General features: G+C 61.2%; 7 protein-coding genes and 4 pseudogenes. 3 read left to right on the forward strand and 8 right to left on the reverse strand.

Annotated features, from left to right (window positions below; all coding sequences use genetic code 11):
* Window positions 1-117: 117 nt before the first annotated feature.
* The 4 genes and pseudogenes from JCM12178_RS18980 to JCM12178_RS14570 all read right to left on the reverse strand — a co-directional run bounded on the left by JCM12178_RS18980 (window position 118) and on the right by JCM12178_RS14570 (window position 5616).
* Window positions 118-519 (reverse strand): SHOCT domain-containing protein, encoded by a 402-nt coding sequence (locus JCM12178_RS18980; protein WP_083465962.1) that lies wholly within the window; start codon window positions 517-519, stop codon window positions 118-120.
* A gap of 17 nt (window positions 520-536) precedes the next feature.
* Window positions 537-2857, reverse strand: a pseudogene (locus JCM12178_RS14560) (FAD-dependent oxidoreductase).
* A gap of 34 nt (window positions 2858-2891) precedes the next feature.
* Window positions 2892-4524: pseudogene (locus tag JCM12178_RS14565) on the reverse strand (glutamate synthase-related protein).
* A pseudogene (locus JCM12178_RS14570) lies at window positions 4488-5616 on the reverse strand (class II glutamine amidotransferase domain-containing protein). Before JCM12178_RS14570 ends, JCM12178_RS14565 begins: the two co-directional pseudogenes overlap by 37 nt.
* 837 nt (window positions 5617-6453) lie before the next feature.
* Between JCM12178_RS14570 and JCM12178_RS14575 the strand changes: the two are divergent.
* Both JCM12178_RS14575 and greA read left to right on the forward strand, forming a co-directional pair.
* On the forward strand, window positions 6454-7002 hold the full coding sequence (locus JCM12178_RS14575) for a hypothetical protein (RefSeq protein ID WP_245628809.1): 549 nt from the start codon (window positions 6454-6456) through the stop codon (window positions 7000-7002).
* 169 nt (window positions 7003-7171) lie between these two features.
* Window positions 7172-7663, forward strand: a complete 492-nt coding sequence (greA, locus tag JCM12178_RS14580; protein WP_054652387.1) for a transcription elongation factor GreA — start codon at window positions 7172-7174, stop codon at window positions 7661-7663.
* A gap of 71 nt (window positions 7664-7734) precedes the next feature.
* On the opposite strand, the gene JCM12178_RS14585 is transcribed toward greA, so the two are convergent.
* The 4 genes and pseudogenes from JCM12178_RS14585 to JCM12178_RS14595 form a co-directional block, all read right to left on the reverse strand.
* Window positions 7735-8598 carry a FapA family protein gene (locus tag JCM12178_RS14585; RefSeq protein WP_054652389.1) on the reverse strand — a complete coding sequence of 288 codons (864 nt, stop codon included), beginning with the start codon at window positions 8596-8598 and terminating at the stop codon, window positions 7735-7737.
* A gap of 45 nt (window positions 8599-8643) precedes the next feature.
* A pseudogene (locus JCM12178_RS21060) lies at window positions 8644-9701 on the reverse strand (flagellar assembly protein A); the annotation flags it as partial.
* 98 nt (window positions 9702-9799) lie between these two features.
* Entirely contained in the window at window positions 9800-10075 is a 276-nt protein-coding gene (locus JCM12178_RS21065) for a hypothetical protein (RefSeq protein ID WP_369404533.1), read from the reverse strand.
* 29 nt (window positions 10076-10104) lie between these two features.
* Window positions 10105-11028 (reverse strand): BPL-N domain-containing protein, encoded by a 924-nt coding sequence (locus JCM12178_RS14595; RefSeq protein WP_369404534.1) that lies wholly within the window; start codon window positions 11026-11028, stop codon window positions 10105-10107.
* Between the two features lie 120 nt (window positions 11029-11148).
* Between JCM12178_RS14595 and JCM12178_RS14600 the strand changes: the two genes are divergently transcribed.
* Window positions 11149-13812, forward strand: coding sequence for a valine--tRNA ligase (locus tag JCM12178_RS14600; protein ID WP_054652393.1), 2664 nt, complete (start codon window positions 11149-11151; stop codon window positions 13810-13812).
* The last annotated feature ends 209 nt before the right edge of the window (window positions 13813-14021 follow it).

Below are 14021 nucleotides of genomic sequence, written 5' to 3' on the forward strand. Positions count from 1 at the left end.
AAAGAAATCAAGGAGCCTGTCCCAATCGGCATGCCCGCGGGCGATCTAACGGAACCGAACCCAGCGGCAACGTAACGCTGCCGATCACCGTTCCAACGGCCCGCCCGCAACCCCAACTTATTCGTCCAACCGCTTCCTAATCTCCTCATACTCATCATGATCAATCTCCCCACGTGCATACCGCTCCTTGAGGATATCCAACGGCGTCTTGTCTTTGTTCCGCGAAGTGCTGCCGCGAATCATCAGAACGAAAATAAATCCGATGACCACAATAAGCACGATCATGCCAAAGCCGCCGAAAGGCATGGAACCCATGGGACCATGCCAGCCGGTGCCGGGCTGGGCAAAGGCTGTCGCTGGAACGATACTGAAGATGGCAATAAGTAAAGAGCGCATGATGGCTTCTCCTTTCAGAATAGTTTGAGAGAAGCCTACAGCATCGCCGGGAATAATGCATCTTTGTGGGCACAAAGGCTGAAAAGTGAACGGGCGCGGAATCGTTCCGCGCCCGTTCAGCATCAGAGGGTATGGATGGACTACACGAGGGGTGTGTTCTCGGTCATGTTCCAGATTCCGCAGGGGCAGGCGTTGGCGCAGAAGCCGCAGCCGATGCACTTGTCGGGATCGGAGACCATCTCGAAGCCGTTTTCAAGGGCTTTTCGGGAGATGGCGGATTGGGGGCAGACCGCTTCGCAGAGCCCGCAGTCGCGGCAGGAACCACAGGAGGAGCATTCGTCCCCGCACTGCTGCAGACTGCCGAACTCGGTGATTCTCGGGTCGAAGTATTCCAGAGTCATGCGCGAGTAATCGATCATTTCGCGGGTGTCGGACTGGGGCCGCTTGCCCTTGAAGATTTCGTCGATCACCTCGGCGGCGCGGCGTCCGTGGCCGATGGCGTGCGTAAGCAGGCCGGGCCGGACGATGTCGCCGATGGCGAAGACCTTGGAATCGGTGGTCTGGTAATTGTCGTTGACCACGACATGGCCGCGTTCCAGCGCGATGGTGTCGGGCAGGAATTCCACGTCGGGCTGGTCGCCGATGGACATGATGACCATGTCGGCGGGCAGCAGCTCGCCGGACTGGAGCAGCACGCCCTCGTCGGTGATTTCCTTGGTAAAGCAGGGCCACTTGAACTTGGCTCCTGCTTCCTCGGCTTCCTTGCGTTCCTTGCCGAAGGATGCGGGCTCCTGAATGTCGATCAGGGTGATGTCGTCCGCACCGAGGGTGGCCGCCACTGTCGCCACGTCGCAACCAACGTTGCCCGCGCCGATGATGACCACGCGCTTGCCGGGCTTGATGGCGTCCTTCTTGGCCTCCTGCAGGAAGGTCAGGGCCGGGACGATGCGTTCGTGACCGGGCACCGGGATGATGCGCGGCTTCTGCGCGCCCACGGCGAGGACCACGAAGTCGTATTCGTCGCGAAGAGTTTCAAAGCCCTCGCGGTCGAGTTTTTTCTGAAGGTGCACATGCGGCAGGACCTCGGCCACGCGCTTCAGCTCGGCGTCCACCACTTCGGCAGGCACGCGGCTGTTGGGGATGGCGGAGGATATCTTGCCGCCGAGCTTCTCGGCCATGTCGAAGACAACCGCCTCATGGCCCATCATGCGAATCTGCCAGGCAACGGAGATGCCGCCGGGACCGCCGCCGATGACCGCCACTTTCTTCCCGGAGAGCGCGGGCAGCTCGGGCACCTTGCTGTTCACGCCTTCGCGTCCCAGCTTGGTGATGTCCACGGAAGGCATGTTCCCGATCTGACGGGTACAGCCTTCCATGCAGAGGTTCGGACAGAGATAGCCGCAGACCGTGGCCGGGAACGGGGTGTAGGCCAGCGCAAGGTCCACGGCTTCGTCAACGAGGCCGTCGCGGACCAGTCGCCAGCGCTCCTGCACCGGCATGCCGGTGGGACAGCTGGACTGGCAGGGAGCCATGTACTTGGCGTTTTCCCAGACCGGCACGAAGCGGCGCAGCTCGCCGTTGACGACCAGTGGGATGGGGCTCCTGTCGATGTCGGTCAGGTCGCCGATGAGACCGCCCCGCCCGAGTTCGTCGTCCCATACCTGATTACGGAACTCGCCCATGGAGCGGCGGGCCTTGCCCTTCTTCTCGTATGGGGTCTTGGCAACGATGAGCTGCCAGTCCTCGCGCTTGGCGAGTTCGTCCAGCAGGTCGGCCTTGTCGATCTTCCTGAGGAAGCTTTCAAGGTTTTCGGTCAGCCATGCCCAGGCTTCATCGTCGATGGGTTCCAGCCGGGCGTCGGCGTTGGAGAAACCGTCGTGCGGGCCGCGCACGAAGATGCGGCCGCCGACCATGCCCACGCAGGGGCGATAGCCGAGCACGTTCTCGGGGTTCTGGGCCTCATGTCCGCAGACCACGGCAGTGCCGCCGGCCATGAATTCGGCAAAGTAGTCGCCGGTACCGCCGAGCACCCACATCTCCGGTGGATCGAAGCGCGGATTGGTCTTGGTCATGGTCATGCCGCGCGCGCGATGTTCCCGGCGATGAGGACCTTGCCCTGCGCCATGGCGTTGCACGCGCCGTTGGAGCCGTGGCCGTGCACGATGATCTCGGCTCCAGCATTGAGCCAGCCGACGTCGTCGGAGGCCGGGCCCATGACTTCGATGGTGGTGCCGAGGAAGCCTTTGGAGCCGAGCCGCTGGCCGGGCGCGCCAGTGACCTTGATGGTAATGGGTTCTTCCTTGGAAACCCAGAGACGCCCGCCGATGCCGTGCTGGCCCATGGCGTCGATCTCGAGGTTTCGCGCTCCTTCACGCACGGCCTGCTGGATGCGCTCCTCGAGGATGCGCGTCTCGACGCGGTGGCCGTTGTCGTGTCCTTGTATCTTTATGGTATCAGCCATTGATTCACTCCGGTGTCCTGAAGGTTTCGTCCCGTTAGACCACGTACTTGATGCCGAGGCGTTCGGCAGCGGCCTTGTCGCCGATGCGAGGGCGTCGGACATGCCGATGGGCAGGGACGTGGAGCGTCCCAGCGGGGCGACGATCTTCTTCAGTTCCGTGTCGAAGCTCAGGTAGAAATCCACCACGCGCTCAGCCACCTTTTCGGGGTCGAGGCGGCGGTAGATTCTCGGATCCTGCGAGGTGATGCCCTTGGGGCACACGCCGATGTTGCAGACGTTGCAGCGGTCGGCCTCGGAGCCGACACAGCCTGCGGCGGCCTGCATCACGTATTTGCCGGTCTGGACCATGCTCGCGCCGAGCATGATGAGCGCCGCTGCGTTGGCGGCGAGGTTGCCGGACTTGCCGATGCCGCCGCCCGCCATGAGCGGAATCTCGTTCTGGGTTCCGGTCTTGCAGAGCGCGTTGTAGCAGTCGCGGACGTTGCTGGCGATGGGGTGGCCCATGTGGTTCATGGAAACGTTGTACGCCGCCCCGGTACCGCCGTCTTCGCCGTCGATGGCGAGCCTGCGGCGTAGGGGTTGCGCACGAGGTTGTTGAGAACCGCCAGCGAGGTGGAGGATGCCGAGATCTTGGGATAGACCGGCACGCGGAATCCCCAGGCCATGGACATGGACTGGATCATCTTGGCCACGGCCTCCTCAATGGAGTACTTGGTCTGGTGCGTGGGCGGGCTGGGCAGGCTCACTCCCGGAGGCACGCCGCGAATCGCCGCGATGAGCTGATTCACCTTGTACCACATGAGCAGGCCGCCGTCGCCGGGCTTGGCACCCTGACCGTACTTGATTTCGATGGCGCAGGGGTCTTCCTTCATCTCGGGGATGGCGTGGATGATCTCGTCCCAGCCGAAGTAACCCGAGGCGATCTGCAGGATGACGTACTTGAGGAAGCGCGAGCGCAGCAGGCGCGGCGGACAGCCGCCCTCGCCGGTACAGATGCGCACGGGCATTCCGAGTTCCTCGTTCAGATAGGCCACACCCATCTGCAGGCCTTCCCACATGTTGGGCGAAAGCGCGCCGAAGGACATGCCGCCGATGATGAGGGGATAGATTTCGCGCACCGGCGGCTTCCAGCCCTGCTCCTCGAAAGTCTTCAGACCTTCCTCGGGAGACTGGACGCGGCCGAGCAGCGTGCGCAGCTCGAACTCGTGGCGACCGGCGTCGAGGGCCGGGTCGGTGAGCATGGAGATGCGAATGAATTTGATCTGATCCAGCAGGCTCTCGCCGGAGTTGCGGCGTCCACCGCGCGTGCGGGGCTGGCCGCCGCGGTTGTTGTGGAACTTGAGCGTGGTGGAATGGTCCTGCAGCTGGGGCCTGATGGAATTGTTCGGACAGACCATGTTGCACATGGAGCAGCCGATACAGGCATAGGCCGGGTCAGTCCGCTGGCGGATGCCGTAGTATATGGAATACTCGTTCTGCGCCTTGGTGCGAAGCCCTGCGGGGGTCTTTATCTCGCGCTTGCGGAACACGCCGAGCTCAATGGCGTTTACCGGGCACACGGACGTGCAGCGGCCGCACTGCTGACAGGTTTCCTTGTCCCAGCAAATCTGCCAGGGCAGGTCCTTCAGACCTAGCGTTGACGGGGTAATGGGTCGATCTGAGAGCATGTGACAACCTCCCGGCAATCGGGGCCTACGATCGCCGTATCAAGATGCATTGGTTGGAAATCCTTGGACTTGTCGCGGTCGGGGATGGCGGCGTTCAGACCGCATATCTCGGAGGAGAATCCGTAGATGCCGTCCTTGCCGCCCACCACGCCGGGCCGGAGCTTCTTGCGGTCCTGCGTCATGAACATGGAACCGTCCGGCAGGCAGCCGATGACGCAGTTGGGACCGTCGATGATCAGCTTGCGGCAGGTCCGCTTGAGATTCTCGAGGAACTCGCGGTCCGGATGCCCGGCCATCTCGTCGCTATTGAGCGGGGTGATGACGTGCTTGTACGCACGGATGTCGAGGCCGAGCCGCTTGGTGGTGTAATGCGCGATGTGCGTAAACACCTCGGAGTCGGACTGGTAGCCGGTGTAGCCGGTGATGTTGCGTGACTGCAGGTAGTCGCGGATGGGGATGAACGCGGTGTTCTCGCCGTTGGTCATGGTGCACACGCCTTCGATGAAGAAGGGGTGGCAGGCGTACAGGTTGATGGCGTAGTTGGTGTTCTGCCTGCCTGCGCCAGAATGCGGCGGGCGTGGATTTCCTCACGGTCAAGCTGCAGGTACTCGCCGATGGCCAGCGGGTCGCCCACTTCCTTGATCATGATGGTATCCGGCCAGAACGAGAAGGCCATCATTTCCCCGGTCTCTTCGCCTTCCCTGCGCAGGTCCAGACGGGTCTGTACGAGCTGCCTGCCCTGCTCCGCCTCGGAAAGCTGCTTCCACTCGGCAGAGGGTTCGAAGGCGATGGAGGCGTAAGTGCCGCGCTTGGGGGTGCCGAACGGCGGTTCCACCTGCGGGGTGAACATCACGCTATGCTTGGTCTTGAACCCCTTTTCCGAAATATATTCCTCGGCACGACGAAGCCCCTTGTCCGTGAAAATGCCGGACAGGATGGGACAGTCTCCCATGCCTTCGAAGGGTCCGCCGAGTCCGTTCAGATACAGTCCCACACCCGAACCGTCGTGCCTTCCTTCATGACGTTCAGGGCGTTGACGGCAAGCATGGGCGAAACCGGATCACGGCTTGTGAGTGCGAATAGACGGCACATGATCGCTCATCTCTCCATGGTTAGAGGTTCGTTTTTTTCAGGTCAGAAGTTTTCCATATTTGCAAATAGGTGCGAAAGTCAAAGGGAAAAGACTATTTTTTTATCTTTTCGTCCAAAAAAGTCACCAAGACCCCTATCGACCCTGACAGGAAACACTGTTTTTTGTACAAAATTGGACAATTTGCTTTTTCCGCTGTTTTCAGACGCAGTGGTACATATGCGTATGCGACAAAAATGGCCAACAAGCCCCGCGAGTATACGCCCAAAACGTAATACCCGCGCACCCTCTCGGCATATTTGACGATGTGGACATCCAGCAACGAACGCAACGGGCATCCCTACGCCCCTCATCTCGACGCACAATTCACGTAACACATTGATTGAAAAGGAAATATTTTAAATAGCACCAAAAAACCTCGCTATTACGGAAGTTACACCTCGGCCAATGCAAATCGCTCTTGCGCAGAGAAACACGCACGAATCGGGGCTTTTCTCCACCATGACTCTCGATATCAGGAAAACAAACCGGCTGCGACGCCATTTTTCCGTTTCACAGCACAAGGGATATCCCAGCCATAAGGGCTTTACTCCGCCTCACCTCTCGGGCATCGTCCATTCCACCATGCATTTTACGCCGAACGAACAGACCATTACCTGCGCTGGGCCATGCGCTCGATGCGGCCGGGAGCATACTCTTCCGGCTGGCCCGACACCGCACGCCTGCCACGAGCTGATGCGTTCGCTGGAGACACACCGCTGCATTGATTGGCACCGCCCGCCCGAAGATCGCGACCCGCGACTCTCCACGAAGCCGTCTTCGGCGAGGCACGGGGGCAGATGTTCGGCATCATGGCCTACCGCACACAGGACGGCGAGGTCGGGAACGCAAAGGCGTTCTCCGGCCAGTTCAACGGAGTATGGGATGTGGACGGCTGGGCGCCGCCGCTCATTGACGAGACCGCTTTCTGGGCCGAGACCTCGCCCATCGAGCGCGAAATCAAGCGGCTGGGCCGCCGCATGGCCGCCCTTGAGGACGATGCCCCGCTCCAGGCTGAACTCAACCGGGAACGCAAAACCCTCTCCCGGCAGTTGATGCGGGAAATCCACGAAATGTACGAGCTGCCGAATTTCCGGGGGCGCACCGCCTCACTATTCGAGGCGTTCAATGGCCGGGGAATCCCCACCGGGACCGCCGACTGCTGCGCGCCCAAACTGCTTGCACTCGCTGCACGGCAGGGCTGGAGACCGATCGGCCTTGCGGAGTTCTTCTGGGGCAGGGAAAACAGGTCCGGCACCCGCAGCCACGGCAGCTTCTATCCCGCCTGCGAAGAGAAGTGCCGCCCCATCCTCGGGTACATGCTCTGCGGGCTCGACAACACCCCGTGATTCCGCCTCAAAGGAGCACATCCGGTCGTTTTGACTTGACCGGGGCATGAGTATGTCATAGGGGTACTATCTCTTTCGATGTGTGCCAATCACAGCTCAAAGCCGCCGCCGCGGCGGCCGGTGCATCTCGGAAAAATCCCAAAATACAAGAGATCGAGGACGCAGAGAGATGAACAGCATCCCCATTTCCATTCAGGGTTACCACAAGACCAAGAAAGAGCTCGAAGAGCTGAAAAAAGAACGCCCCGGAGTCATTCAGGCCATCAAGGAAGCCCGCGAAGAGGGCGACCTCAAGGAAAACGCGGGCTACGACGCCGCGCGCGAACGGCAGGGCATGCTCGAAGCACGCATCAGCCACATCGAGTCCCGCATGCCGCTCTTCAACGTCATCGATCTCGACAAGCAGAACAGCGACGAGATCCTGTTCGGCGCAACCGTCGAGATCGAGGACATCGACACCGGGGAAGTGAAGAAATACACCCTTCTCGGCCCGGACGAGGCCGACTACAAGAACGGCACCATCTCCATCCTCTCGCCCGTGGCCCAGGCGCTGCTCGGCAAGATGGAAGGTGACGAGATCATCGTGGACGCCCCGCGCGGCAAGATCGAGTACGAAATCATCTCGGTCAGCTACAACGGTTCCGACGCTCTCACCTGGTAGCCACCCGCACAACACCAAAAGCCCCCGGCTCCTCAGGGAGCCGGGGGCTTTTTTCATGGATTCGGAAAACGCTACAGGTTGCCGATCTCGATTTCATCCTTGCCGGGGTGCCAGTAGACCATGGAGCGGTCGGTATTTCGCTTCACTTTCAGTGCCTTGCCGCCCATCTTGATGGTCACGCCTGCAAAGATCGTCTTTTTGACGCGAATCTTGACCGAGGCCAAATCTTCCTGCCGTTTGCGAACGATGGCGGTGGCCCGGGCCGCACTCTCCTCGTAGTTCTTGGCGATACCCATGCGGTGCTTGATGATCTTGGCCACCTGTTCCCGCTTTGCTTCGGGCGTACGCATGAGGACCTGCTTGGGGTCGCTGCTTCCGAGGGCGCGGTCGATCTTCTGCAGCTCCTTCTTGAGCCGGGAGCGCTCTTCCAGCACTTCCGCGTCTTCCTTACGCCCCACGCCGACAACGACCTTTGTGGGCACGCCGAGCTCAGAGCCGAGCTCGTTGACCTCCATGCCTTCCGTTATGGAAATGGTACCGCCCTGCACAACGCCCTTACCCTTGGCCGCAATGACCACGGGGGCATGAATCCGGCAGTTGCTGCACTCGTTCTTGACAAAAAACGATTTTCCGGCCCGGATGGTGGCATTGGCTGAAAAGCCGGTGGTGATGTCGCCGCCAGCCTCGACCATACCGCCGTCAGGCTGCAGAATGCCGCCCTTGACGTCGATGTTGCCTCCGGCCTTGAGGTCGGCGCTTTCCACGGTGCCGCCAACCACGATGTGCTCCGGCGCTTCGACCTTGAAGCCGCCCAGCACATTGCCGTTGATCTTGACCGACCCTTCCTCCACGCGCACATTGCCGGTGCTCATATCCACATCCCCGGCGATGACCAGACACTGGGTGACGGAAAGCACGCCGCGCTCCACCACCATGATTCCGCTGCCCGTGGCGCTGAAGGTGATGCCGTCCTCTGCCACCTCCACATTCTCGCCCGCGTGCAGCACCATCTCGTTGCCCGCGTTGGCGGGGATGGTCTTGCCGTAGACGTCCATCCCGGCCTCGCCCTGTGTCGGCGGATGCAGCCGCGCAATGACCTGTCCCTGATCCACGGACGGATACTGGCCGCGATTACGGTAATCGATACGGCCTGATCGTCCTCGGTGCCGGACTCCTCGCGGGTGGTGACCAGATATTCCAGCCAGCCGTCACGGCCGTCCTTGGGCGGTCTGCCCTTGACGATGACCTTGCCCATGGCAGGTTCGCCGCTGTTGGCGGCTCGCATCAGTTCCTTGTCCAGCCAGTCGAGGTCGGGCTCAAGCGCGACCTTCATATCGTAAAGGATCTTGACAATTCGGTCAGGGGTCACAGCCCCGCCCCGAAAATCCTTGGAATGCAGGTTGCCGATCACCCGTATTTCGTCGGTGGTCACCCAGATGGCCGGATCCACGCTGACGCGCCCACCCTCAATGCGAGCCAGCCCGTACACGCTTGAAACAAAAAGTCCGGTGGTGGCGTCGAAATCACAATTGCTTCCGGCTTCGGGCTTCAGGTCCGAAGGTTTGCTCTTGTCCCTCGGCTTGGTGATCTTGCCGTCGATGGTCTGCCCTTCACGGGCCTCCTTCGGCGGCGAGTACTCCGCGAAACGGTCGCCGGGAAACACCGGCCAGCTCAGGTCGCCCTTCGGCTCAATGGTCGCGTCCTGCGGCTCCTGCACTTCAATGCCCCGGACAAGGGTGATGCCCGAGACCTCCTCGCTGCCGCCGCCATTGTTGATGATGCCTATGACCCGCTTCGCCGCGGCGCGGTCAGGAGGCAGCTTCACCCCAGCCGCCTCTATCTGACGGCAAAGGCTGTCGACTGTCGGCTTCGCGCCAAGCTGGGTTGGAGGAATGTACCGGCTGATGCCGAGCTTCATGCTGTCATCGGACAGGCAGAAGCGGAACCTTGCGTCAGCAGAGCCCTTCTGCTTTTCCGGTTCATTCATCGGATCGCACGTGTTCTTGTCGTCCTGTGCCATACAACTCCCGGGAGCCATGCCCTTTCTGAATATCCCTTTGAGTATTCAGCATGAATATACATGGCAAAAGCTGATTTGTAACCCCCGATATTTCAAGCATTGGAGGATGGCTACGTTCAGAAGGCGAGCAGGAAGAAGAGGTCCTCAAGCGGATGCATCAGCTCGGCATAGAGGCCGCCGGGTGCCGGCGGCGCCCCGAACAACGCCGACCGTTGGTGCTTGAGCGTTCTCGGCGAAATGGAGTCGGGGCCGGAGTGCAGCACGGTCATGGCAAGACGCTCGGCGAGCAGGTAGCCGGTCACACCCTTTCGGAAAAGGTCCATGTGTTCGCCCATCCTGCCACCGTTTTCCAGCAGGTATTGCTCGGCAGCCGCATTGGGTTCCTGCGCCATGATTTCGTGCACGAGGGCATACAGCGCGTTTATGCCGGAACCGGGGATACCACGCCGCCAGCCGATGAGCCACGCGTACGCCAGAACAGCATGAACTGCCTGAGGCCGGTCTCGATTATCTCGTCCATGGCGGTTGCCGCCGCCTCGAGCACCGGATGATTCCAGCGCACCGGACGCGCGGCCAGATCCCACGCAGGCAGTGGCGCACGGTTCGGCTCGGCTCCGAGCAGCCCGCCAAGTACGCTGCCCAGCCAGTAATTGGCCTGCGGCGAGGCCGGGGTCTCAAGGTGCGCGTAACTCAGCAGCACACGGCCCGAACCATACTCGTTCACCGCAATGCAGGGCCGGTCCTCGATGAAGTCCGGCCGGATGGATATGCCGTAGAGATTCTCCCAGTCGCTCATGGTGCCCTGCGGCAGGGACTTGAGATGCAGGTCCGCAACCCATGCGTCGGGGCCCGGCTCGCGGAAGGTCGCCAGCGCCACCGGCCCTTCTGCGGAATTGTCGAACTGGCCCGGCCACCAGACCGGAATGAGGGCCTCCTTGCCCATGCTCTCGGGCACCAGCGGGTGATCCCCCAACGCCACATGCATGTGCCCGGAAAGAAAGTGCTGCAGCCGGTTCTCGAACCCCTTGCGCTTCCACGGGCTCAGGCCGAGGCCGTATTTCTCGCTCAGAGCCAGCCCCGCGCCACCGCAGAATCCGATGTAGGTTCCGCCGCCATGCACGTAGGAGCGAATCGCGTCCATGCCCTCGTCACCGAGCCGCCGCGCCTTGCCACGGGCGTACCCGCCGGGCACCATCAGCGCTGCAGGCTTGCGGTCCAGCGCTCCTTGGGCTATCTCGGTACCGCGCACGAGGGTGTGGGGGATGCCCCATGCTCTCAGCGCACGGATGAGGAGCAGCCCCCAGAAGTGCGATTCATCCCAGTATACGTATATGCTTGACATCATGCGGCCCCTTGACGAGTCTTACCGGACAGTTAGCAGGGGCGGCCACGCGATGGCAAGCACAACCCGTTGAATTTCAAGGACGCAGCGGCGTCCATTTCCATACGAAGGAGACAGCAGACCATGAGCAAACCCACGCTAGCCAAAGGCTACGAGCCTTGGGACGTCGAGGATAAATGGGAAACCCATTGGGAAAAGGAAAAAACCTTCACCCCGGACGCGGACGCCGACGGCGATCCCTATTCCATAGTCATCCCGCCCCCGAACGTCACCGGCGTATTGCACATGGGCCACGCTCTGAACCTGACCCTTCAGGATATTCTCTGTCGCTTTCACCGCCAGCAGGGCCGCAACGTCCTATGGGTGCCCGGCACCGACCACGCGGGCATCGCCACCCAAAACGTGGTTGAACGCCAGCTCAAGGAAGAAGGCAAGACCCGCGACGACCTCGGCCGCGAAGCCTTCGTGGAGCGCGTCTGGCAGTGGAAGCAGGAAAAGGGCGACCACATCCTGAACCAGATTCGACGCATGGGCGCGTCCGTGGACTGGACCCGCGAGGCCTTCACCTTCGACGACCAGCGCGCCAAGGCCGTGCGCGAGGTCTTTGTCAAACTTTTCGAAGACGGGCTCATCTACAAGGGCGACTACATCATCAACTGGTGCAACCGCTGCCACACCGCCCTTGCCGACGATGAAGTCGAGCACGAGAACAAGCCGGGCAACCTCTGGCACATCAAGTATCCCCTTGCCGACGGCTCCGGGGAGCTGATCGTCGCCACCACCCGCCCGGAAACCATGCTTGGGGACACCGCCATTGCCGTGAACCCCGAAGACGACCGCTTCAGCCATCTCATCGGCAAAAAAGCCATCCTGCCGCTCGTGGGCCGCGAGCTGACCATCATCGGCGACACCTACGTTGACGTCGAGTTCGGGACCGGGTGCCTCAAAGTCACGCCCGCCCACGACATGAATGACTGGGAGCTGGGCCGCAAGCACGACCTCGAAGTGCTCGCCGTTTTCGACGACGCAGGCTACGTGAACGAGAACGCGCCGGAGAAATATCAGGGCGTTTACAAGGACGACGCCCGCGGCGTCATCGTCAAGGACCTCGAAGCCGAAGGGTTCCTTGTTGAAGTGGCGGACCATGAGCACTCCGTGGGTGTCTGCTACCGCTGCAAGTCCGTCATCGAGCCGCACGTCTCCACCCAGTGGTTCGTGTCCATGAAGCCGCTGGCCGAAAAAGCCCGCGCCGCCGTGCCGGACAAAACCCAGATTCACCCCGAGCACTGGACCAAGACCTATTACAACTGGCTGGACGAAATCCGCGACTGGTGCATCTCCCGCCAGATCTGGTGGGGCCACCGCATCCCGGCATGGACCTGCGAGGACTGCGGCGAGCTGATCGTCTCCATCGACGACCCGACCAAGTGCACCTGCGGCAGCGCCAACCTCGTGCAGGACGAAGACGTGCTTGACACGTGGTTCTCTTCCGCGCTCTGGCCGTTCTCCACGCTCGGCTGGCCGGATGACACCAAGGAACTCGCCAAGTACTACCCGACCTCCTGCCTCGTCACCGGCTTCGACATCCTCTTCTTCTGGGTTGCCAGAATGATGATGATGGGCCTGCAGTTCATGGACGAAGTACCGTTCCACGACGTCTACATCCACGCCCTCGTCCGCGACGAGAAGGGCAAGAAGATGTCCAAGTCCACCGGCAACGTCATCGACCCGCTGGACATGATCGAAAAATACGGTGCCGACGCCCTGCGCTTCACCCTGACCTCCTTCGCCGCCATGGGCCGCGACATCAAGCTCAGCGAACAGCGCATCGAAGGCTACAAGCACTTCATGAACAAAATCTGGAACGCCGCGCGCTTCAGCCTCATGAACCTGCCCGAGACCATCCCGGCCGTGGACCTCAATGACTGCGAGGGGCTCGCCAACAAGTGGATTCTCAGCCGCCTCGAAGAGGTCAAGCAGACCGCGAAGGAAGCCACCGAGGCTTACCGCTTCAACGAGATCGCCCAGAGCCTCTACAAATTCGTCTGGAGCGAGTTCTGCGACTGGTATCTCGAAATGGTCAAGCCCGCCCTCTACGGCGAAGACGAGGCCGCCAAGGCGCAGACCCAGAAAGTGCTCTGGACCGTACTCTCCGAAGTGCTCGTCCTGCTGCACCCGGTCACGCCGTTCATCACGCAGGAAATCTGGTCCGTGCTGCCGCGCCCCGAAGGCGACGACAGGAGCGAGGACATCGCCACCCTGCCCTTCCCGGACATGCGCCCCGGCCTGTGTGACAAGGAAGCCGAAGCGCGCATGGAGCTCTTCATGGGCGTAGTCTCCGGCGTTCGCAACATCCGCACCGAACTGGTCATCGAACCGGCCAAGAAGCTCGACCTGCTCGTCAAGACAGCTTCCGAAACGGACCGCGAACTGCTGGAAGGCAACCTGAACCTGATCCAGTCGCTGGCGCGGCTCGAGAACGTGACCCTTGGCCCGGACGTGGAAGGCCCCAAGGCCTCAGGCTCGACCGTGGTGCAGGGCAACGAAATCTACGTGCCGCTCGAAGGCGTCGTGGACTTCGAATCCGAACTCGCGCGCCTCGACAAGAACATCGCCAAGATCGAAAAGACCAAGGGCGGTGTCGCCAAAAAACTCTCCAACCCCGGCTTCCTGAATAACGCACCCGCAGAAGTCGTGGAAAAGGAAAAAGAAAAGCTGGCCGAAATGGACGAAGATCTGGCCAAGCTCAACGAACTCAAGGAGCGCCTCAGCTCCATTATGGGATAGTGATCTGATTGAGGGGAAACCTCTTCCATGAGGTTTCCCCTCAAACTCCTGTCCCAAATCACTACTCCCGACAAGCCGCCCCGAAGACGAATGCGCCTGCAGGGCATCGCATTAACCGGCTTGTGGAAACTGTTCACTCCCTCTTTATCCCTCTAGCTTCACTCGCCTTCCACTGTTCGAAATAGTCTGCGACGAATGCCTCCGGCGGG

Source organism: Salidesulfovibrio brasiliensis JCM 12178, assembly GCF_001311825.1.
GTDB lineage: Bacteria > Desulfobacterota > Desulfovibrionia > Desulfovibrionales > Desulfovibrionaceae > Pseudodesulfovibrio > Pseudodesulfovibrio brasiliensis.

Excerpts from the sequence above, each read along its gene's own strand:
- JCM12178_RS18980 (WP_083465962.1), bottom strand. The coding sequence starts at position 519 with ATGCTGAACGGGCGCGGAACGATTCCGCGCCCGTTCACTTTTCAGCCT.
- JCM12178_RS14575 (WP_245628809.1), top strand. The coding sequence starts at position 6,454 with ATGTTCGGCATCATGGCCTACCGCACACAGGACGGCGAGGTCGGGAAC.
- greA (WP_054652387.1), top strand. The coding sequence starts at position 7,172 with ATGAACAGCATCCCCATTTCCATTCAGGGTTACCACAAGACCAAGAAA.
- JCM12178_RS14585 (WP_054652389.1), bottom strand. The coding sequence starts at position 8,598 with ATGGTGGTGGAGCGCGGCGTGCTTTCCGTCACCCAGTGTCTGGTCATC.
- JCM12178_RS21065 (WP_369404533.1), bottom strand. The coding sequence starts at position 10,075 with ATGGCGCAGGAACCCAATGCGGCTGCCGAGCAATACCTGCTGGAAAAC.
- JCM12178_RS14595 (WP_369404534.1), bottom strand. The coding sequence starts at position 11,028 with ATGATGTCAAGCATATACGTATACTGGGATGAATCGCACTTCTGGGGG.
- JCM12178_RS14600 (WP_054652393.1), top strand. The coding sequence starts at position 11,149 with ATGAGCAAACCCACGCTAGCCAAAGGCTACGAGCCTTGGGACGTCGAG.